We start from the raw sequence: 20,071 nt of genomic DNA on the forward strand, positions 1-20,071 counted from the left end.
TCCGTCACTGTCCGATTTCAGGGGAGTAGCTCAATCATCACGGCACACAAAGAAAAAGCCCCTTGCCGAATATTTTTCGGGAACTAGCGCGCGGGCATCGTCGTTGAGACGGCAGAACCCGGGTGGGCACCGACACTGATACATGTGGCTGTGCTTCCTAACGTCAAGCGAGATGGCAACGACCATCGCGATGGCTCAAAAAACTGAGGGAGTGCCGGATGCCACTTGATGCTTTCAGCGACCAGACGATGTCCCGCAAGGCCATGAAGGCCGAATTGCTGGATGCCGAAACCGAGCTTCGCCTTGCCTATGCGTGGCGCGACCAACGCGACGAGGCGGCGCTGCATCGCCTCATCACCGCCTATATGCGACTTGCGATTTCCATGGCGTCGAAGTTCCGCCGCTATGGCGCGCCGATGAACGATCTGATCCAGGAGGCGAGCCTTGGGCTGATGAAGGCCGCCGACAAGTTCGACCCCGATCGCGGCGTGCGATTCTCGACCTATGCCGTATGGTGGATCAAGGCGTCGATCCAGGATTACGTCATGCGGAACTGGTCGATGGTCCGCACCGGGTCCACGTCCAGCCAGAAGGCGCTGTTCTTCAACCTGCGCCGCGTTCAGGCCAAGCTGGAGCGCGAGGCCGAGAGCCGGGGCGAGACGCTGGACGCACATCAGTTGCGCCACATGATCGCCACCGAAGTGGGCGTGCCGCTGGCCGATGTCGAGATGATGGAAGGCCGCCTTTCGGGCACCGACTTTTCGCTCAACGCGACGCAATCCGCCGAGGATGAAGGCCGCGAATGGATCGACGCGCTGGAAGACGACAGCGCGCAGGCCGCCGAGACGGTCGAAGGTGCCCATGACGCCGCGCATCTGCGCAACTGGTTGATCATCGCGATCCAGGGGCTGAATCAGCGCGAGCGGTTCATCGTGACCGAACGCAAACTGCGCGAGGCGCCCCGCACGCTGGAATCGCTGGGCGAGGAGCTTGGACTGTCAAAGGAACGCGTCCGCCAGTTGGAAGCCGCCGCCTTCGGCAAGATGCGCCGCAGCCTTGAAACCCAAAGCCGGGAGGTGCATCACTTCCTGTGATGCGCATCCTTGCCTTGCTCTTGCTGGCGACCCCGCTCCGGGCCGAGGAAATTGGGCCGGAGCGTTTGCATTCCCTGCCCGCCGCCGACGTGGTGATCCTGGGCGAGGTGCATGACAATCCCCTCCATCATCGGCATCAGGCCGCCGCCGTCGCGGCGATACAGCCCGCCGCGCTGGTGTTCGAGATGCTGACCCCCGCGCAGGCAGGGGCCTATGACGGCACATGGGACAGCCTTGGCTGGACATGGCCGAATTCCGACATGTATCGGCCAATCTTCGACGCCACCGATGCGCCGATCTTCGGCGGCGATCCGGGGCGCGAGGTGATCCGCCGCGCGATGACCGAAGGCGCCGCGTCCGTGTTCGGCGAAGATTCCGCGCGGTTCGGGCTTGCCCGCGCTTTGCCGGATCAGGCGGCGCTGGAGGCGGAACAGCAGGCTGCCCATTGCAACGCCCTGCCGGACGAGGCGTTGCCCGGCATGGTCGAGGCCCAGCGTCTGCGGGATGCGGAGCTTGCCCGCGCGGTGATCGCGGCCCATGTCGAAACGGGCGGGCCGGTGGTGCTGATTGCCGGGTCCGGCCATGCGCGGCTGGATGCGGTGCCGGCGGTTCTGGCCGAAGCCGCCCCCGATCTGCGCGTGCTGTCCGTCGGGCAGGTCGAAGGCGAGGGCGATCAGCCGTTCGATCTGTGGCTGACCGCGCCCGCGCCGGACCGCGAGGACCCCTGCGCCGCCTTTGGCGGTTGAAGCGCCGCGTCGCCACGCCTAAAGCTTGGGAAAACGAGAGGCTCCTATGCGCGGCAAACGTATCCTTCTGGTGATCGGCGGCGGCATCGCGGCCTTCAAGGCGCTGGACCTGATCCGGCGGCTGCGTGAACGTGGTGCATCCGTGACCCCGGTGCTGACCCGCGCGGCCGAGGAATTCGTGACCCCGCTTTCGGTGTCCGCACTGGCGGCGAACAAGGTTTACCGTGACCTGTTCGACCTGACGGACGAGGCCGAGATGGGCCATATCCAGCTTTCGCGTTCGGCGGACCTGATCGTGGTGGCCCCGGCCACGGCGGATCTGCTGGCTAGGATGGCGCAGGGGCGGGCGGACGACCTTGCCTCGACCCTGCTGCTTGCCACGGATACGCGGGTGCTGGTGGCCCCGGCCATGAACGTGCGGATGTGGAACCACCCTGCGACGCAGCGCAACCTCGCGGTGCTGCGCGGCGACGGCGTGCTGTTCACCGGCCCGAACGAAGGCGATATGGCCTGCGGCGAATACGGTCCGGGCCGCATGTCGGAACCGCTGGAGATCGTCGCAGCGGTGGAGGCGGCTTTCGCGGCGGGGCCGCTGGCGGGGCGGCATGTGCTTGTCACCTCCGGCCCGACGCATGAGCCGATCGACCCGGTGCGTTATATCGCCAACCGATCTTCGGGGGCGCAGGGGACGGCACTGGCGCGGGCGCTGCTGGCGCTGGGCGCGCGGGTGACCTTCGTGACCGGCCCCGCCACCGTGCCGCCGCCCGAGGGCGCGCATGTCGTGCGGGTGGAAACGGCGAGCCAGATGCTGGCCGCCGTGCAGGCGGCGCTGCCTGCGGATGCGGCGGTCTTTGCGGCGGCGGTGGCGGATTGGCATGTCGCCAATGCCAGCGAATCCAAGATGAAGAAGCAGGCGGGCAATGCCCCGGCGCTTGAATTTGCCGAAAACCCGGACATCCTCGCCACCATTTCCAAGGGGCCGCAGCGGCCCGCGCTGGTCGTCGGCTTCGCGGCCGAAACCGATGACGTGATCGCCCATGCCACGGCCAAGCTGGCCCGCAAGGGCTGCGACTGGATCGTGGCCAATGACGTCTCGCCCGCCACCGGGATCATGGGCGGGACCGAGAATGCCGTGACGATCATCCGGCAGGACGGGTCGGACACATGGCCGCGCATGACCAAGGATCTGGTCGCCCGCCGCCTTGCCGAAGAAATCGCAAAGACATTGTAAGGAGATGACGATGGCACCGCTTCTGCGCGTGATGTGGGACGAGGGCGCAGACCGCGCCATCCCGCTGCCCGAATATGCGACCCATGGCGCGGCGGGGGCGGATCTGCGCGCGAACCTTGCGCCCGAACTGCGCCATGGTGGCATCTTCCTTGCGCCGATGCAGCGCGCGCTGATCCCGACCGGGCTGCGGCTGGAAATTCCCGAAGGGTTCGAGGTGCAGATACGCCCGCGTTCCGGCCTTGCGCTGAAATACGGCATCAGCCTGCCGAACACGCCCGGCACGATCGACCATGACTATCGCGGCCTGCTTGGGGTGATCCTCATCAACCTTGGCTATGACCCCTATACCGTCGCGCATGGCGAGCGGATCGCGCAGATGATCGTTGCCCCCGTGGTGCAGGCCCGGTTCGAATTGGTGGACAGCCTGTCCGAAACGGTGCGCGGCGCGGGCGGCTTCGGGTCCACCGGCACGAAATGATCGCCGTCATCGCCCTTGCCGCGGCGCTTTGGGGGCTGGGCCGTCTGGTCGGGGCGCCGACTCGGCTGCGCTGGGCGATGGTGGGGGCGGTCTGGCTGGGGGCTGTGCTGCTGCATCTGGTGCTGCCGCCGGATGCGCCCTTGCGGCTGGCAACGGGGGGCGATGCGCGGGTCTGGCTGGCGCTGGGCGTGGTGGGCGCGGGCATCGCGGGGTATCGCGCACTGCTTCTGCGCCTGCGCGCGCGGGCGCGGCCTGCCGAGGCACCGCGCCGCGGGCTGTTTTCCGACACGGAGCTCGACCGTTATTCCCGCCATATCCTGCTGCGAGAGGTTGGCGGCCCCGGCCAGCGTGCGTTGAAACAGGCGAACGTGCTGGTGGTGGGCGCGGGAGGGCTTGGCGCGCCCGTGCTGCTTTACCTTGCGGGCGCGGGGGTGGGGCGGATCACCGTGATGGATGGCGACGCGGTGGAGAACTCCAATCTTCAGCGGCAGGTCATCCACGCCGATGCGCGGATCGGAATGAACAAGGCAGAGTCCGCGGCAATGGCGATGCGGGCGCTGAACCCGTTCGTCGCGGTCACGGCGCTGGCGCGGCATCTCGGGCCGCAGGATGACCTGTCCGCCTATGACCTGATCCTCGACGGGACCGACAACTTCGACACGCGATACCTTGTGAACCGGCTTGCGGCACAGGCGGGGCGTCCGTTGATCGCCGGTGCGATCACGCAATGGGAAGGGCAGATCGGGCTTTACGATCCTGCGCGGGGCACGGCCTGCTATGAATGCGTCTTTCCGGTCCGGCCCGCGCCCGGACTGGTGCCTTCCTGTGCCGAGGCGGGGGTCGCGGCCCCGCTTCCCGGCATCCTCGGTGCGATGATGGCGACCGAAGCGGTGAAGCACCTGACCGGCGCGGGGCAGGGGCTCGCGAACCGCCTGATCCTGCACGATGCGCTCTATGCCGAAACGCGGTCGATAACCGTGCGCTCACGCGCGGAATGTCCGATCTGCGGGGAACATGGGATGGTTTCGCGCAGTTGAGGGGCTGCAAGCAAGGAGCCCCCGATGACAGAAGTCTCCGTTCCCGAAGGTCTTGTTTACGTCGAAGACAGGATGCCGGGTATCCGACGAAAGCGGTCGGGGCGGGGATTCACCTATATCGGTCCGAACGGACGCCGCATCGATGACACGGAGCGCGCCCGCGTGCTCGCCCTTGCCGTTCCACCCGCCTATGAGCGCGTCTGGATCTGCCCTTTGCCCAACGGCCACCTTCAGGCGACGGGATACGATGTGCGCGGTCGCAAGCAGTATCGGTATCATCCCGACTGGGGCCTTTGGCGGTCGGGAGCGAAATACGACCATCTGCCGCAATTCGGGCAGGGGCTGGGCCGCCTGCGCCGCCGCGTGCTGCGCGATCTGAAGGGCGAGGCTGGCGATCTGGACTTCAGCCTTGCCGCGATGACGATGCTGATCGACCGCGCGTATCTTCGCATCGGCACCCCGGCCTATACGTTGGAAAACAAGACCTTCGGCGCAACGACGCTGCTGCCGCGCCATGTCTCGTTGTCCGATGGGGCGGTGCGGCTGAAATTCCGCGCCAAGGGCGGCAAGCCGGTCACGCAGATCCTGCGCGACAAACGGCTGCACCGGATCATGCAGGAGATCGGCGATCTGCCCGGCCGCCACCTTTTTTCGTGGATCGACGAGGAAGGCGAGCCGCGTCCGGTCTCCTCGCAGCATCTGAACAGCTATATCGCGGAAGGGTCGGGCGTGGTGGGGGCGACGGCGAAGACTTTCCGGACATGGGGCGGATCGCTGGCAGCGTTCGGCGCGGCACGGGCGGCGGAAGGGGCGCTACCGATCCGGATGATGGCGAATGCCGCCGCCGACGTTCTGGCCAATACCGCAGCCATCGCGCGCAAATCCTACATCCACCCCCGCATCCTTGCACTTTCGACGCTGACCCCCGAGGACCGCATCACCCTTTTGGAAGGCGTGACCCCCGAGGGCGATGCGGAATTGCGGGCCGAGGAACGGCGGATGCTGGGCTTTCTTACCTCTTGACGTGGTCGGGCTTGCCCTTGCGGCTGGTGGAGGCCATCTCCTCCAGCTCTTTTTCCGACATGGACTGCGCCATCTGCTTCGACGCGCCCTTCAACTCGCTTTTCTTGGTGTCGCCGCGTTTTGCCGACAGGGCGGCGCCAGCCGCCTTTTGCTGGGATTTCGATTTTGCGGGCATGATGCACTCCTTTCATCGCTGGACAACTGCGGACGGGGCGGGGTGTTCCGGGAACCCTCGCCCATGCCCGGCGTTGATCGGCAAAAGGGGAGAAGAACGATGAGCCAACCCGAATCCGACCTCGACCGCCAGAAAAGACGCCATGCGGGGCCGTTGATAGGCATCACGGCGGTTCTGATCTTCGTTGCGATCATCCTGACATGGTGGTTCGGCCAGGAGGCGACCGAGGGGAATGCCCCCGCCGGGGCCGAAACGCAGATCGACGGGCGCACCGGTGCCGAGGAGCCGCAGAGCGGCGGCACCGCAGGCGCGCCCCGGGTTACGCCCGAGGCCGAGGTGACGCGTCCGGAGACCAACTCTGCCGAACCCGCCGCGCCGAACGCCACGTCGCCGAACAGCCCGGCGGATGCCGATGCGCCGCCCGCAGGCAGCACCAGCCCATAGCGAAAGGCGCGCCCACAAGGGGCGCGCCATGCGTCAACCGTGGATGGGCGGGATCACCTCGCCCGGCTGGGGCAGGTTGGGGTCCTCGCCCGGTGGGATCGGGTCGGGGTCCGGCATCGGATCGGGATAGGTGTCGGGGTCCGGGCCGGGTGCCGGATCGCCGGGTTGGACGGGGTCGCGCGGGCCTGTCATTGGGGCCTCCTTTCCTTGCATGGATCAACGGAGTGCCCTGCCGCTATGTTCCCGGAACGGGCGGCTGAGGAAGGGCGAGCCTTTTTCGCCGAAGCGCCACGGGACGTCGACCGCGCGGGTGATGCCGATGCGGGGACCGGCGATCACGGCGCAGGGCAGGCCAGCATCGATGCACAGATCGCCGCCGTCATCATCCAGCCCGATGCCAAGCGCCTGACCGAGTTTTCCCGGCCCGGAACACAGCGCGCGCAAGGCATCCGTGCCGCGCCGCGCGGCCATTTCAGTCACCCCATGCGTTGGCTCCATCGCGCGGATCAGCACCGCCTCGCCGGCGCGGCAGACGACATTCAGGCACCAGTGGATACCATACGATCGGTAGACATAGGCGCGCCCAGGCGGCCCGAACATCGAACGGTTGCGAAGCCCCGGCCCGCGAAAGCTGTGCGAGGCAGGATCGGTCTGCGTATAGGCCTCCGTTTCCACGATGCGGCCGCCCGCACCGCGTAGGGTCAGCACCGCGCCCACAAGATCGCGGGCCACGGCGGGGGCGTCGCGGTCGAACCATTCGGGGAGAAGACAGGTCATCGGGCATCCTTTGCAACCGGGGGGAACAATGAAGGCGGCATCGTTGTTCCTTCGGCAGCGCAAGGAGGATGTGCCATGGCCCATATGCATGACCCCGAGGAAACGCCGCTTTACCGTGGCCAACGGCTTCGGACCGGCGGATACGACGATTTCGGCACCAGCCGTATTGCGGATTACGGCGACAGGCGGGCGGGCTATGGGGCCTATTACAACGACCGGGACGGCTTTGCCGCGCGCCATCCGCGAAAGGACCGGGGGATGATCCAAAGGGCTGCGGACGAGGTCGCGTCGTGGCTCGGCGATCACAATGCCGAATTGCGGCGGGTGGACGACATCTCGGCTCCAAGCGGCGCGCGGGATGCGGCGCTGCTGGATGCCGTTGCCGCGCGGTTGTCGGATGCGGACGGGATCGCGATCGGCGGAATAGAGATACGTGCCGACCGCGGCATCGTCACGCTGACCGGGCGGGTCGCGAGCCTTGCCGAACGCGAAAGGGCCGGGCGGCTGCTGGCAGAGATCCACGGGCTTCGTGCCTTGCGGAACGAGTTGACGATCGGGTCTTCGATCTGATGCGCGCGCTGCTGATCCTGCTGCTGACCACAGGCGCCGCATCTGCCGCGCAATGGCCCGAATCGGTAACGACGGCTCTTTTCTCGGACGCCGATTTCACCACCCTGCGCCCGGCTGAGGAGGTCGCGCAGAACTGGGCACTTCTGACCGAAGAAGACCGCGCCACCGTGCGCCGGGATTGCGCCGCCGATCCGACCGAAGGCACCCCCGGTCCCGAGGCGGTGCGGCAAGCCTGCGCGGCGTTGCCCGCCGAGTGATGTCCGAAATGGACGCCGGAATGTCGAGTTCCGGCACGTCGGCGCCATCCGGCAGCCTATCCTGATCCCATCCACCGCGGGCCTTTCGCGGCAGATGTCGCGTCCCGACCGGCAAATGTCGCCCCAAAGCGCAAGTCCCGATGCGGCGCGGATTATGTCAGGCGAAAGGCTTACGCCTGCTGCAACCCACTTCGGCCCTTGTGGCCTTCGGAGGCAAAGATGCTGGACGGACATGAGATGCTTTCGGCCCTGAACCGGCGCAAGCCGGCCCATGCGCTGGAACGGGATCTGTATTGCGATCCCGGCGTGTTCCAGCTGGACATGGAGAACCTGTGGTATCGTGAATGGCTGTTCGCCATTCCGGCCTGCGAAATCCCCAAGACCGGCAATTTCGTCACGCTTCAGGTCGGCGCCTATCCGGTGGTCATCACGCGCGGGTCGGACAAGCAGTTGCGCGCCTTCCACAACGTCTGCCGTCACCGCGGGCAACGGCTGTGTTCGAAACTGGTGGGATCAACGCCGAAGCTGGTCTGCCCCTATCACCAGTGGACCTATGAACATGACGGGCGGCTTTTGTTCGCCCGCGACATGGGGCCGGATTTCGATCCCTCCAAATACAGCCTGAAGCCGATCGCCCTGCGCGAAGTCAACGGGATGGTCTTCATCTGCCTGAACGAGACGCCGCCCGATTTCGACACCGTGGCAGGCAAGCTGACGGAATATGTCGCGCCCTCGGGTCTGGCGGATGCCAAGGTGGCGTTCTCGTCCACCATCGTGGAGAACGGCAACTGGAAGCTGGTGTTCGAGAACAACCGCGAATGCTACCACTGCGGCGGGGCGCATCCGTCGCTGTGCCGGACCTATTCCGACAACCCGAACATGACCGCGATGGAAGGCCCCGACAGTGCCAGCCCCGACATTCTGGAACATTGGCACCGCTGCGAAGCGGCGGGTCTGCCGTCGCGTTTCGTCAACGATCCGGGGTTCCAGTGGCGTCTGGCGCGCATTCCGCTGCTGAACAACGCCGAAAGCTATACCATGAGCACGAAGGCGGCGGTGAAGAAGCGCATGGGCGCGATGCCCTTCAACGACGCGGGCGCGCTGCTGTTCTATCACTATCCCAACACCTGGAACCACTTCCTTGGCGATCATGCCATCGTCTTCCGCATCGTGCCGCTGTCGCCCACCACGACCGAGGTGACAACGAAATGGCTGGTCCACAAGGACGCGGTCGAGGGCGTGGACTATGATCTGACGGATCTGACCACCGTCTGGTTGAACACCAATGACGAAGACCGGCTGGTGGTCGAGGAGAACCAGAAGGGCATCCTGTCGCCCGCCTATGAACCCGGCCCCTATTCCAAGCTGCAAGAGGAAGGCGTGATCCAGTTCATCGACTGGTATGCGAACACGATGACCGACCGTCTGACCCCGCGCACGGCGATGGCCGCAGAATGAACGCGACATTCGGCCCCGCCCGCACCGCCCCCTGGCGCGACAGCGAAGAAATTGAATGCGTGATGGTGGTGCCGGAGGCGCCGAACGTCGCGACCTTCGTCTTCCGCGCCCCTTCGGGGGCGTGGTTCGACTATCTTCCCGGCCAGTTCCTGACGTTGGAGATTCCGGCGGAATCGGGGACGGTCTGGCGGACCTACACGATCTCGTCCTCGCCCTCGCGCCCGCTGTCGATCTCGATCACGGCCAAGGCGCAGCCCAATACCAGCATCGGCACGCGCTGGATGCTGGACAATCTTGCGCCCGGCGTGCGGCTGAAGGCGGTGGGGCCGGGTGGGCTGTTTTCGACCGCCCATCACCCGTCGCCGAAATACCTGTTCATCAGCGCAGGGTCGGGCGTGACGCCGATGTATTCGATGTCCACCTTCCTGTGGGATCAGGGGACCGAGCCGGACATCGTCTTCATCAACGCGGCCAAGCGCCCGTCCGAGATCATCTTCCGCGAACAGCTTGAACATATGGCGACGCGGGTTCCCGGCTTCGTCGTCCGTTTCGTGGTCGAGGAACCCGACCGCTGGCGCGCATGGACCGGGTATCGCGGCTTCTTCAACCAGCTGATGCTGGGCCTGATGGCGCCAGACTATCTGGAACGCGAGGTGTTCTGCTGTGGCCCCGAGCCGTTCATGCAGGCCGTGCGCGACATGCTGAACGCGCTTGGCTATGACATGAGCCGGTATCACCAGGAAAGCTTCCAGGCCCCGATCGAGACGGACGGCGATTCGCCGCTTCTGGACGATGTGGTGCCCGATGCCGATACCAGCGCCGAGATCACGTTCAGCGCCTCGGGCAAGACGGTGTCCTGTGCGCAGACCGACACGGTGCTGGCGGTGGCGCGGGCCAGCGGGTTGAACATTCCGTCCGGCTGCACCTTTGGTTTGTGCGGCACCTGCAAGATCATGAAGACCGAAGGCGAGGTCCACATGGTCCATAACGGCGGGATTTCCGACGAGGATATCGAAGAAGGCTATATCCTCGCCTGTTGTTCCAACCCGATCGGGAAGGTCGTGGTCGAGGTCTAATCACTCGGCCGGGATGGCTTTGGGATGCAGGATGGCGGCGTATTTCACCGCCGTCATCCGCGCGATCGTGATACACAGCATCCAGTAGCACAGAAGCTCCAACGCTTCCTCGGTGCGTCCTGCGAACATGTCGATGTTCTGCGGCACCGCGACGCCCAGCGGTTCCAGCTTGCGGGCCAGACCGTCCAGCCCCTTGGCCAGAACGCCCGTCAGGAACGCACCAAGGATCAGGAACGCATCGGCATGTCCTTCGCGCAGCCGCACCCACCAGAAGGGCAGGTTGCGACGAAGCAGGCGATAGCTGGCCACCAGCACCAGAAGGATGATCGCGCCGCCCACCAGTTTGGTCATCATCGGCGCATCGCCGGTATAGGTGCGCAGCTTCAGCAGGCCCGCATCGGTGAAGCGTTTGTCGAAATCCAACTCGCGCGCGGCCATCAACGTCAAAAGTGCCGGGATCTGCCATTCGGACAGGGCATAGCGTCCAGCCAGCGTGAACCACAGCACCACGCCCACCGCCAGAAGCAGGACCGAGACGACTTCGATGGAATGGTCTTCCTTGAAGATCAGGGCGATGTCGTCCAGCCGCGACGCATCCCAGATCAGCAGGGCCAGCGGAAGGATGACGAGAAAGACGGCGAGCGACCGAAAGCTGGGGCGTGGCATGGCGACGATCCTGATGGTTGAGGACCTAAGATATATCCGAACGTTCGGACTGCAATTATTTTCGTTACATTTCCGTCGTGGTGTTGTCATCCTGCCACGGCTGGTATCGGCGCCCCGTGGCGCTATGGTTGCGGCATGAAGCGCGCACTCATCATCGCCCACGGGCAGCCCTCGGACCCCGGGCCCGCGGCGGCAGAGATCGCCCTGCTTGCGGGCAAGGTGCAGGACCATCTGACGGGGTGGGATGTCCGCTCGGTCACGCTGGCCGAAGGGGAGGCTTTGCGCGAAGCTGTCGCGGGGGCGGGGCTGGTCTATCCCCTGTTCATGGCGGGCGGCTGGTTCACGCAGGTCCATCTGCCGCAACGCCTTCGCGATGCCGGGGGCGAGGGATGGCGCATCCTGCCGCCCTTCGGCACCGATCCGGCGATCGAGGCGCTGACGCTGGATCTTGCCCGTGGCGCGGGGCGACCGATCCTTTTGGCTGCGCATGGGTCGTTCCGCAGCAAGGCCCCGTCGCAGATCGCCCATGACATCTGCGCCAAGATCGAGGCGATGGGCGTTCCCGCCCGCGCCGCCTTCATCGACCAGCAGCCGCAGATCGCCGAAGTGGCCGCCGCGATGCCGGACGCCGCCTGTCTGCCCTTCTTCGCCGCGCGGGGCGGTCATGTGATCGAGGATCTGCCCAAAGGACTGGCGGCGGGCGGCTTTCGCGGGCCGCTGCTGGACCCCGTCGGGCTGCACCCATCCGTGCCGGGCATCATCGCCGCGGCGCTAGACGGTGTGCAGGTATAGGTCGAAATCGAGTTCAGGGATCGTGCGCGACACGCGCGCCAGTTCCGCCGCCTTGATGGCGGTGAAGGTGCGGTGCAGATCATCGCCCAGCGCATCCTTCAGAAAGGCCGAGCCTTGGGCCGCCCGGATCGCCTCGCGCCAGTCGGTCGGCATGGTCGGATCGGGCGCGGCTTCATAGCCGTTGCCGACGGTTTCCGCCCCCGGATCGATCCGGTTCGCGATGCCGTGGCGAATGCCCGCCAGCACCGTCGCTGCCACCAGATAGGGGTTCGCGTCCACCCCGGCGGGCCGATGTTCGATCCGCCGGGCGCGCACGTCGCCCGCAGGAATACGCAGTGCGACGGATCGGTTGTTGACCCCCCATGTCGGCGAGACGGGGGCATAGCTTTGCGAAGCGAACCGGCGCCACGAATTTGCATGGGGCGCGAAGACCAGCATGGACTCCGCCATCGTCTCGCGCAGCCCGCCGATGGCATGACGGATCGTGTCGGACCAGCCTTTGCCTGTTTCGGCAAAGACGTTACCTCCATCGCCCTGAAGCGAGACGTGGAAATGCATCCCCGATCCCGCGAACTGTTCGAACGGTTTGGCCATGAAGCAGGCGGTCACGCCATGCGCCCGCGCCTGCGCCCGCACGATGCGTTTCAGCCGCACCAGATCGTCGGCAGACTGCATCACGTCGGTGCGGTAATGCAGCGTCAGCTCGTATTGCCCCGGCGCGAATTCCGAGATCATCGTCTCGGCCCTGATCCCCGCCTTGGCCGCCCCGGCATAGATGTCGTTAAACAGCGGCAGCATCCCGTGCAGGTGATCGACGGAATAGACTTCGGTCCGCGTCGTCGCGCGCCCGTCCAGCACGTCGCGGGCGGGCTGGATGCGGCCATGGGCGTCACGCTCGTTCGCCAGCAGAAAGAACTCCAGCTCGAACGCACCTGCGGGGCGCAAACCTTCGGCGGCGAAGGCATTCACCTGTCGTTGCAAGGCATGACGCGGGTCCGATCCGGCGGGGGTGCCGTCCAGCTCGTGCACCGACATCAGCACTTCGGCCCGGTTGGTGCCGTGCAGCGGAACAAGCGTGCCGGGAATGGGCCATGCGCGCTGATCGCCGTCGCCCTTGTCCCAGATCAGCCCCGTCTCGTGCACATCCTCGCCGCAGATATCGAGGCCCAGGATCGAGACCGGAAGATGCCGCCCCTGTTCGTAAAGCCCCGCCAGTTCGTGCCGCCGGATGATCTTGCCACGCCCGACGCCGTTCGCATCGTGCAGGACGATGTCGATGGCCTCGATATCGGGATGGGCGGCAAGGAAGGATTCGGCTTCGCTCATCTTGCGACGTCCTTGTGGATGATGACATCGGCCTGCGGATAGGCCAGCAGGATCGTGCGTTTCAGCCCCGCGCCGATCTCATGCGCCTCGCGCAGGGTCAGATCGCCGTCCAGCTCGATATGCAGATTGATGAATACGCGGCTTCCGGCAGTGCGGCTTTTCAGGTCGTGAAACCCGCGCACGCCGGGCCAGTTATCTGCCAGCGTGTGGATGCCGCGCAGCAGTTCGGGGTCGGCCTGACGGTCCATCAGCGCGTCGAACGCCCCGCGCCCGATCCGCAGCGCGCCGATGGCCAGCATCGCCGCCGCGCCAAGGGCCACCACGCTGTCGATCTGCGCAAGCCCAAGGCGGCTGGCCGCGAACAGCGACACGATGGCCCCGATATTCGGCACCAGATCGCCCAGATAATGCAGACGGTCGGCGGCCACGACCTTGCTGCCCGTGGCCCGCGCGATGCGCCCCTGCCACCAGACCAGCGCCAACGTCAGCAGGATCGACACGCCCATGACGGCCATGCCGCGCGCCTCGGATTGCAGCGGCGCCGGATCGTCGGACAAAAGCCGCAGCACTGCGGCGACCGCGATCACGGCGGCCGAGATCAGGATGAACACCGCCTGACCCAAAGCCGCAATATCCTCGGCCGAGGAATGGCCGAAGGCGTGATCGTCATCGGCGGGGCGGGCGGCATAGAAGATGGCCGCCATCGCGCCCAGCGACATCATCAGGTCCATCGCACTGTCGGCCAACGAGGCCGCGATCGACAGCGCCCCCGTCTCGCCCATCGCCCACAGCTTCAACCCCACCAGCGTGGAGGCGACCAGCAGCGAGGCAAGACCGGCCTGAAGGTTCAACTTGGTGCGCGATTCCATGGCGGCAGGTTACTCGACGATCTCGCCCGGATCGACACCCCAAAGCGCGGCCTTGCGGACCCAGCCGCGCGTGCCTTCGATGTTCAGGCGGCACCAGTCGGGATCGCATTCCATCAGCCGCGCCAGCACGTTGTGTTCGGCCTTCATCACCACCGGGGCATCGTCGCCGGGGCGGGAGTGCAACTCGGCCAGATCGACCGCGATCAGGACGGACCGAACGCCGGACAGCAGCGCGTAATGCATCCAGCCCCCCGCACCCTCGGCATCCTCGACCCGGCGCCAGTGGCCGTGTTCGGCGGTCAGCTTCAGCGGCATGCCGTCGCGCTTGAACACCCAGTCGATGCGGTGGGTCAGGCCGGGGCCGCGCCGGGCATTGCCCTCGTTCGTCTTCAGCGTGACATAGCGGGGCAGGGGCAGGTTGGTGACCGCGCCCCGGTTCGGGTCATGCTCGGCCCCTTCGGTGGGCGGGTCCTCGGCCCCGGTTTCCTGCGCCAGCGCCGCGCTGCCCATCAGCGCCGCCAGCGCCGCGATGCGAAGAAAGCGTTTCATCGGTCTGCCCTTTGCCTTCGCGGGTCTTATGCCCGCCTTTCGCGCGTAACTAATCACCCTGCGGGCGATCTTTCCAGATCAATACCCGCGCGTGCGATCCACCAGATGCAGGAATGGCTCGCCCGCCTCGCCGCGCCGGATGTTTTCGGCGATGCTGTGCGACACGCCGGACGCGCGGGTCGAGGCCGCGACATGCGGCGTCACGGTGACGTTCGGGTGGTGCCAATAAGGGTGCTCCGCTGGCAGGGGTTCCTGGCGGAACACATCCAGCGTCGCATGGGCGACCTGCCCGCTTTCCAGCGCCGCCAGCAGCGCGTCATCGTCGATCAGCGGGCCGCGACCGGGGTTGATGACGGCCGCACCGGGGGCAAGCCGTGCCAGCGTTTCGGCATTCAGCACGTTCTGCGTATCGGGCGTGTTCGGCAGAAGCAGGACGACGATCTGCGCGCCGTCCAGCGCATCGCCGACATCGCCCGACAGGCAACGGATGCCCGGCACATCGCGCGGGGTGCGAGACCAGCCTGTGACGGGAAAGTTCAGCCCGGCCAGCACCTGCCCGCAGGCCGCGCCCAGCTCGCCCATACCCAGCACTGCCACCGGACGCTCGCGTGCCAGCGGTGGGACATGTTGGTCCCAATGCGGCGCGCGGGCGATGAAACGGTCCAGCCCCAGATGGAACCGCAGCACTTGGCCCGTCACCCATTCAACCATCCCCTCGGTCAGCGAGGGGTCCACCATGCGGCACAACGGCTGCGTCAGGGTCGGGTTGCCGACGATCTTTTCCACTCCAGCCCAAAGGTTCAGCACCGCCTTGGCGCGGGTGAAGGGGGTGAAATCCTCGATATCGCCGCCGGGGGCGAAGATGATGTAATCCACCGCCGCGGGATCGGGTGCCTCGGTCACGATGGTCGCGCCGGTGCCCGCCAGCGCCTTTGTCAGCGGGGCTTCATATTCGGGCCACGCCTTGGCCCCTGCTGCGAAGTAAACGATCATCTCGGCCTGTGGACATGGGCGCTCTGCACGATGCCGAACGCGGTCAGAAGCACCATCATGGCCGATCCGCCATAGCTTACAAGCGGCAGCGGCACGCCCACGACCGGGGCAAAGCCCATCACCATCAGCATGTTCACCGCAAACAGGAAGAAGAAGCTGGCCGCGATGCCCAGCGTCACGAGCGAGGCGAAACGGTCCTTGTTCTGGATCGCGGACGAGATGCAGAAGGCGATGATCAGCGCATAAAGCACCAGAAGCGAGCAGGCACCGACGAAGCCGAACTCCTCGGCCAGCGACGTGAAGATGAAGTCGGTGTGTTTCTCGGGCAGGAAGTTCAGCCGGCTTTGCGTGCCCTGCATGTATCCGCGCCCCGTCCAGCCGCCCGAGCCGAGCGCGATCTTGGCCTGGCTGATATGGTATCCCGCGCCCAGAGGGTCGGTCGAGGGGTCGAGGAAGGTGTCGATCCGCTTGTATTGGTAATCGCGCAGCATCTGCCACGGCGTGCCCCGGCTGGCCAGCACGGCGGCGATCAGCCCCGCCGCGCCGCCAATGACCACCGCGAAATAGATCCAGCTGACCCCCGCGCAGAACATGACCACCGCCCCGCCGCCCATCAGCAGGATCGCGGTCCCAAGGTCCGGCTGCACTAGAACCAGCGCCACGGGAAGCAGGATCAGCAGCACCGGGATCATCACCCAAAGCGGGCGCGAGGTCTTCTGCGTCGGCAGCCAGTCGTAATAGGCCGCCAGCATCATAACCAAGGTGATCTTCATCAACTCGGACGGTTGCAGCATGATGAAGCCAAGGTTCAGCCAGCGCTGCGCCCCCATCCCCACATGGCCCATCAGGTCCACCGTCACCAGCAGCCCGACCGAGATCAGGTAGGCCACCGCGGATATGTTGCGCCAGAACCAGATCGGCACGAAGCCCACCGCGATCATGATGGTCAGGCCCACGGCGAAACGCTTCATCTGCGGCTCGGCCCATGTGGACAGATCGCCCCCCGCCACGGAATAGAGCATCAGCCAGCCGACTGAACAGACGGCGGTCAAAAGCAGGATCAGCGCCCAGTTCAGGTGCAGGACCTTGCGCAGCCCCGTCGGCACGGTCTGAAGGCGATATTCAAGAAAGCTCATGTCACGCCCGCGAGTTCGAGGCCACGGTGGCCAGAGGCCCGCCGAAATCGCGCAGCTTCAGCTCCGACAGCGCGGTTTCGATCCGCGCGCGCTGGCTTTCGGGATAGGCGGTCAGCGGCGGCATCTTTCCGGCCAGAATACGGATCAGAACGTCGCGCACGATCGGCCCCGCGACGGTGGACCCGCCGCCGCCATGTTCCACCACACAGGCCACCGCGACCTTGGGGTTGTCATAGGGGGCATAGCCGACGAACAGCGCGTGGTCGCGCCGGTTCCACGGAAGCTGGTCGTTGGAGATCACCCCCCGCGCGCGTTCGGCGGCGGTGATGTTGCGGACCTGACTGGTGCCTGATTTGCCGGCCATGATCATGGTGGGGTCCACGATCCGGTTGGAATAGCCGGTCATGTGCTGTTTGTTCGACACGGTGTGCATCCCCTCGCGCACGGCGCGCAGCCATGCTGGGGCGATGTCCAGCGGGGCGGCTTCCGGGGCAGGGACCTCCTGATCGCCGATCATGCGCACCAGACGCGGCAGCACCTGCCGTCCCGAAGCGATCCGCGCCGTCATCACCGCCAGTTGCAGGGGCGAGGCCAGAACGTAACCCTGCCCGATGGAGGCGTTGATCGTATCGCCGATCCGCCATTCCTGACCGTAGCGCTCCGATTTCCACGCCTTGTCGGGCATGATGCCTTCGGTGATCGCGGACATGGGCAGGTCGTGCCGTTCGCCCAGCCCCAGCTTGCGCCCCACCTCGGCCATCTTGTCGATGCCGACCTTTTGCGACACGTCATAGAAATACACGTCGCAGCTTTTGCCCAAGGCGGTGTCGAGGTTCACATGCCCGTGCCCGCCACGCGAATGGCAGTGGAACCGCCGCCCGCCCAGTTCGTAATATCCGGGGCAATAGACGGTGGTATTGGCGTTGATGATCCCCGCCTCCATCGCCGCGATGGCGGTGACCATCTTGAAGGTCGATCCCGGCGGATAGGCCCCCTGCACCGATTTGTTCGACAGCGGGCGGTGGTCGTTTTCCGTCAGCACGGCATAGTCGCGATAGCTTATGCCGCGCACGAAAAGGTTCGGATCGAAAGACGGGGCCGAGGCGACGGCCAGAAGATCGCCGTTGGTGACGTCGATGGCCACAACGGATGCGCTTTCGCTGCCCAGACGCGCCTGACAGAAATTCTGCACCTCGGCGTCGATGGTCAGGCGCAGGTCGGCCCCTGCCTGTCCCTCGATCCGGTCAAGCTCTCGCATCACGCGGCCGACGGCGTTCACCTCGATCCGGCGGTTGCCTGCGGACCCGCGCAGGGTGTCCTCCATCCAGGTTTCCACCCCGATCTTGCCGATCTGGAACTGCGGGATCTGCAAAAGGGGATCGGGCGCTTCCTGCGCGGCAAGGTCGCGGTCCGACACCGGGCCGACATAGCCGACGATATGCGCGAAATCGGTGTCCAGCGGATAGGCGCGCGACAGGCCCACCTCGGGCGTGACGCCGGGAAGCGAGGGGGCGTTGATCGCGACCTTGGACATGTCGTCCCACGAAATCCGGTCGGCCACCACGATCGGCACGAAGGCGGACCGTTTCTTCGATTCCTCGATGCTGTGACGGATGCTTTCGGGGGGCAGCGGGATGACCTGCGCCAGACGGTGCATGACCTCCTCGACATCGCCCGCATCCTCGCGCGTGATGACCACGCGGTAGTTCTGTTCGTTCCCCGCGATCAGCCGTCCGTTGCGGTCGAAGATCTGACCCCGGTTCGGCGGGATCAGCCGGATGGACACGCGGTTTTCTTCGGCCAGCATGCGGAACTGGTCGGCCTGATCGACCTGCATATACCGCAGCCTTGCGCCCAGAACGGCCACCACGGCGGACATCGCGCCCCCCATGAACAGGGCGCGGCGGGTGATGGTGCGGCTGCTGTCGTCGGTGTCGCGGGCGCTGCGTTTCACATCCGTCTCCCATAGGCGTCGACCTCGCCGGTGGCGGGCTTGTGGAGTTTGAGGACCATGACCGAAATCCAGACGACGAAAGGATAGCACAGGATCGACGCCACGACCTGCATCATCGCAAAGCCGAAGGGCGGCTGCGGCAGGAAGGCGATGCCGAAGGCAAAACGATAGGCCAGCGCGACGGCGATCATCGTGCCCGACATCAGCACCCATTCCGCGGGAAAGGTCAGCTCGCGCGTGAATGCGGTGCGGCTGCGCAAGAATTCGGTCGCCAGCACCACGACGGCGGTCCACAGCCCCGGCGGGCGCATCAGCAGCAGATCCTCTGCCAGCACGATCAGCGCGATCAGCCACGGCGCCATGTAGTCGGGCCGCCGCAGCATCCATGCCAGCGTGAAGCACAAAAGCACGTCCGGCCCCGGCCACGCGCCCGGCGCCTGCCCCAAGGGCAGCAGCCGCGCAACGACCAGAACCAGCGCGATCACCACATAGGCCGACCGGAACAGCCACAGCCTTGCGTGCGCGCCTTCAACCATTTCCCGCCTCGGCGGTGACGGGCGGGGCCACGAGGCCGCCCGGATCGGTCAGGGGTGCAAGCTCGTGGCTGCGCAGGACGCGCAGGAATTCCAGCCGTCCGTAATCGGCGGCAAGGCGCACGCGCAGACGGCGGTCGGGGGATTGCGCGACCTCTCCCACCAACAGGTCGGCGGGCAGCACCTCGCCATCGCCCGAGGTTACGACGCGATCGCCCGGACGCACCAGATCGGGCTTGTCGAGGAACTCCAGCAGCGGCCCGGTCGAATTGTCGCCCGTCAGCAGCGCGCGTTGCCCCGAGGGCTGCACCACCACCGGCACGCGGCTGTTGGAATCCGTCAGCAGGATCACGCGGCTGGTCTGGCTGCCGACGCCTGCGATGCGGCCCACAAGACCGATACCGTCCATCGTCGCCCAACCGTCGCGGATGCCGTCGCGCTGGCCCACGTTCAGCAGCACCGACTGGCGGAAGGGCGAGCCGGAATCCGCCAGAACCACGCCCGTCACATGCGTCAGCTTGGCGTCCAGCCGCACCTGATTCAGCTCCAGCAGGCGCGCGTTCTGCTGTTCCAGTTGCAGCGCGGCTTCCTTCCACGCGCGCATCTGCTGCAATTCGCGCCGCAGTTCCTGGTTCTGTTCATAGATGCGGGTATAGGACTGGAAGTTGTCCACCATGTCGGTGGCTTTGGTCACGGGCACCATGACCCAGCCGAAACCCGGCACGAAACGGTCGATCAGCGCCGCGCGAAGCTGTTCCACGCGCGGGCTGTCGATACGCCAGATCATGAAGATCGCCAGAAGCAGAAGAACCATCCCGCCGACAAGGATGCGGCGCAGCGGGCGGGTGAACTGTTCCGGTCCGTTGCGGTCCCTTGCCACGCTGGCC

General features: G+C 66.0%; 24 protein-coding genes. 12 read left to right on the forward strand and 12 right to left on the reverse strand.

The genetic code is table 11. The annotated features are described in order from the left end of the window. Window positions 1-218 precede the first annotated feature (218 nt). Genes E2K76_RS07630 through E2K76_RS07655 form a run of 6 tightly spaced genes read left to right on the forward strand, consistent with a single transcriptional unit; the run spans window position 219 to window position 5,609 of the window. On the forward strand, window positions 219-1,094 hold the full coding sequence (locus tag E2K76_RS07630) for an RNA polymerase factor sigma-32 (protein WP_136683706.1): 876 nt from the start codon (window positions 219-221) through the stop codon (window positions 1,092-1,094). Continuing rightward, window positions 1,094-1,840 (forward strand): ChaN family lipoprotein, encoded by a 747-nt coding sequence (locus tag E2K76_RS07635; protein WP_136683707.1) that lies wholly within the window; start codon window positions 1,094-1,096, stop codon window positions 1,838-1,840. The genes E2K76_RS07630 and E2K76_RS07635 overlap by 1 nt, the downstream gene beginning before the upstream one ends. Before the next feature lie 46 nt (window positions 1,841-1,886). Further along, window positions 1,887-3,071: a bifunctional phosphopantothenoylcysteine decarboxylase/phosphopantothenate--cysteine ligase CoaBC gene (gene coaBC / locus E2K76_RS07640; RefSeq protein ID WP_136683708.1), complete on the forward strand. Its 1,185-nt coding sequence runs from the start codon at window positions 1,887-1,889 to the stop codon at window positions 3,069-3,071. 10 nt (window positions 3,072-3,081) lie between these two features. Beyond that, entirely contained in the window at window positions 3,082-3,549 is a 468-nt protein-coding gene (gene dut, locus E2K76_RS07645) for a dUTP diphosphatase (protein ID WP_136683709.1), read from the forward strand. After that, a complete protein-coding gene (locus tag E2K76_RS07650; RefSeq protein WP_136683710.1) occupies window positions 3,546-4,586 on the forward strand; it encodes a HesA/MoeB/ThiF family protein in 1,041 nt (346 codons plus the stop codon). Before dut ends, E2K76_RS07650 begins: the two co-directional genes overlap by 4 nt. 24 nt (window positions 4,587-4,610) lie before the next feature. Continuing rightward, window positions 4,611-5,609 carry a DNA topoisomerase IB gene (locus E2K76_RS07655; protein WP_136683711.1) on the forward strand — a complete coding sequence of 333 codons (999 nt, stop codon included), beginning with the start codon at window positions 4,611-4,613 and terminating at the stop codon, window positions 5,607-5,609. Here E2K76_RS07655 and E2K76_RS07660 read toward each other — a convergent pair. Beyond that, entirely contained in the window at window positions 5,599-5,784 is a 186-nt protein-coding gene (locus E2K76_RS07660; protein WP_136683712.1) for a DUF3008 family protein, read from the reverse strand. The two genes, E2K76_RS07655 and E2K76_RS07660, sit on opposite strands and share 11 nt — an antisense overlap. Before the next feature lie 99 nt (window positions 5,785-5,883). On the opposite strand from E2K76_RS07660, the gene E2K76_RS07665 reads away from it, so the two are divergent. Next, entirely contained in the window at window positions 5,884-6,228 is a 345-nt protein-coding gene (locus tag E2K76_RS07665) for a hypothetical protein (protein WP_136683713.1), read from the forward strand. Between the two features lie 33 nt (window positions 6,229-6,261). Here E2K76_RS07665 and E2K76_RS20290 read toward each other — a convergent pair whose 3' ends face one another. Further along, window positions 6,262-6,420 carry a hypothetical protein gene (locus E2K76_RS20290; protein WP_169053239.1) on the reverse strand — a complete coding sequence of 53 codons (159 nt, stop codon included), beginning with the start codon at window positions 6,418-6,420 and terminating at the stop codon, window positions 6,262-6,264. A 24-nt stretch (window positions 6,421-6,444) separates the two neighbouring features. After that, window positions 6,445-7,005, reverse strand: a complete 561-nt coding sequence (locus tag E2K76_RS07670; RefSeq protein WP_136683714.1) for a DNA-3-methyladenine glycosylase — start codon at window positions 7,003-7,005, stop codon at window positions 6,445-6,447. 75 nt (window positions 7,006-7,080) lie between these two features. On the opposite strand from E2K76_RS07670, the gene E2K76_RS07675 reads away from it, so the two are divergent. From E2K76_RS07675 to E2K76_RS07690, 4 genes are all read left to right on the forward strand, one after another. Beyond that, a complete protein-coding gene (locus E2K76_RS07675; protein ID WP_136683715.1) occupies window positions 7,081-7,575 on the forward strand; it encodes a BON domain-containing protein in 495 nt (164 codons plus the stop codon). After that, window positions 7,575-7,832 carry a hypothetical protein gene (locus E2K76_RS07680; RefSeq protein ID WP_136683716.1) on the forward strand — a complete coding sequence of 86 codons (258 nt, stop codon included), beginning with the start codon at window positions 7,575-7,577 and terminating at the stop codon, window positions 7,830-7,832. Before E2K76_RS07675 ends, E2K76_RS07680 begins: the two co-directional genes overlap by 1 nt. 219 nt (window positions 7,833-8,051) lie before the next feature. Continuing rightward, on the forward strand, window positions 8,052-9,290 hold the full coding sequence (locus tag E2K76_RS07685; protein ID WP_136683717.1) for an aromatic ring-hydroxylating oxygenase subunit alpha: 1,239 nt from the start codon (window positions 8,052-8,054) through the stop codon (window positions 9,288-9,290). Next, window positions 9,287-10,366 carry a hybrid-cluster NAD(P)-dependent oxidoreductase gene (locus E2K76_RS07690; RefSeq protein WP_136683718.1) on the forward strand — a complete coding sequence of 360 codons (1,080 nt, stop codon included), beginning with the start codon at window positions 9,287-9,289 and terminating at the stop codon, window positions 10,364-10,366. The genes E2K76_RS07685 and E2K76_RS07690 overlap by 4 nt, the downstream gene beginning before the upstream one ends. Here E2K76_RS07690 and E2K76_RS07695 read toward each other — a convergent pair whose 3' ends face one another. Continuing rightward, complete coding sequence (locus tag E2K76_RS07695) at window positions 10,367-11,032, reverse strand: hypothetical protein (RefSeq protein ID WP_136683719.1); 666 nt, start codon at window positions 11,030-11,032, stop codon at window positions 10,367-10,369. Window positions 11,033-11,167: 135 nt separating this feature from the next. Here E2K76_RS07695 and E2K76_RS07700 point away from each other — a divergent pair, with 135 nt between their 5' ends. Then, on the forward strand, window positions 11,168-11,824 hold the full coding sequence (locus E2K76_RS07700) for a CbiX/SirB N-terminal domain-containing protein (RefSeq protein ID WP_136683720.1): 657 nt from the start codon (window positions 11,168-11,170) through the stop codon (window positions 11,822-11,824). Here E2K76_RS07700 and E2K76_RS07705 read toward each other — a convergent pair. The 8 genes from E2K76_RS07705 to mreC all read right to left on the reverse strand — a co-directional run bounded on the left by E2K76_RS07705 (window position 11,804) and on the right by mreC (window position 20,064). Next, window positions 11,804-13,150, reverse strand: coding sequence for a glutamine synthetase family protein (locus tag E2K76_RS07705; protein WP_136683721.1), 1,347 nt, complete (start codon window positions 13,148-13,150; stop codon window positions 11,804-11,806). The genes E2K76_RS07700 and E2K76_RS07705 overlap by 21 nt on opposite strands. After that, window positions 13,147-14,019: a cation diffusion facilitator family transporter gene (locus tag E2K76_RS07710; RefSeq protein WP_136683722.1), complete on the reverse strand. Its 873-nt coding sequence runs from the start codon at window positions 14,017-14,019 to the stop codon at window positions 13,147-13,149. Before E2K76_RS07710 ends, E2K76_RS07705 begins: the two co-directional genes overlap by 4 nt. A 9-nt stretch (window positions 14,020-14,028) precedes the next feature. After that, complete coding sequence (locus tag E2K76_RS07715) at window positions 14,029-14,568, reverse strand: SH3 domain-containing protein (protein ID WP_136683723.1); 540 nt, start codon at window positions 14,566-14,568, stop codon at window positions 14,029-14,031. A gap of 78 nt (window positions 14,569-14,646) precedes the next feature. Continuing rightward, the gene (locus tag E2K76_RS07720) at window positions 14,647-15,561 is read right to left on the reverse strand and encodes a 2-hydroxyacid dehydrogenase (protein ID WP_136683724.1); all 915 of its coding nucleotides are present in this window, start codon (window positions 15,559-15,561) and stop codon (window positions 14,647-14,649) included. Then, window positions 15,558-16,697, reverse strand: coding sequence for a rod shape-determining protein RodA (gene rodA, locus E2K76_RS07725; RefSeq protein ID WP_136683725.1), 1,140 nt, complete (start codon window positions 16,695-16,697; stop codon window positions 15,558-15,560). The genes E2K76_RS07720 and rodA overlap by 4 nt, the downstream gene beginning before the upstream one ends. 1 nt (window position 16,698) lies before the next feature. Further along, window positions 16,699-18,651: a penicillin-binding protein 2 gene (gene mrdA / locus E2K76_RS07730; RefSeq protein ID WP_136683726.1), complete on the reverse strand. Its 1,953-nt coding sequence runs from the start codon at window positions 18,649-18,651 to the stop codon at window positions 16,699-16,701. Beyond that, window positions 18,648-19,187, reverse strand: coding sequence for a rod shape-determining protein MreD (locus tag E2K76_RS07735; protein WP_136683727.1), 540 nt, complete (start codon window positions 19,185-19,187; stop codon window positions 18,648-18,650). The genes mrdA and E2K76_RS07735 overlap by 4 nt, the downstream gene beginning before the upstream one ends. After that, a complete protein-coding gene (gene mreC / locus E2K76_RS07740; protein WP_136683728.1) occupies window positions 19,180-20,064 on the reverse strand; it encodes a rod shape-determining protein MreC in 885 nt (294 codons plus the stop codon). Before mreC ends, E2K76_RS07735 begins: the two co-directional genes overlap by 8 nt. Window positions 20,065-20,071: the final 7 nt, after the last annotated feature.

The organism is Falsirhodobacter xinxiangensis (assembly GCF_004959935.1).
Classification (GTDB): domain Bacteria; phylum Pseudomonadota; class Alphaproteobacteria; order Rhodobacterales; family Rhodobacteraceae; genus Falsirhodobacter; species Falsirhodobacter xinxiangensis.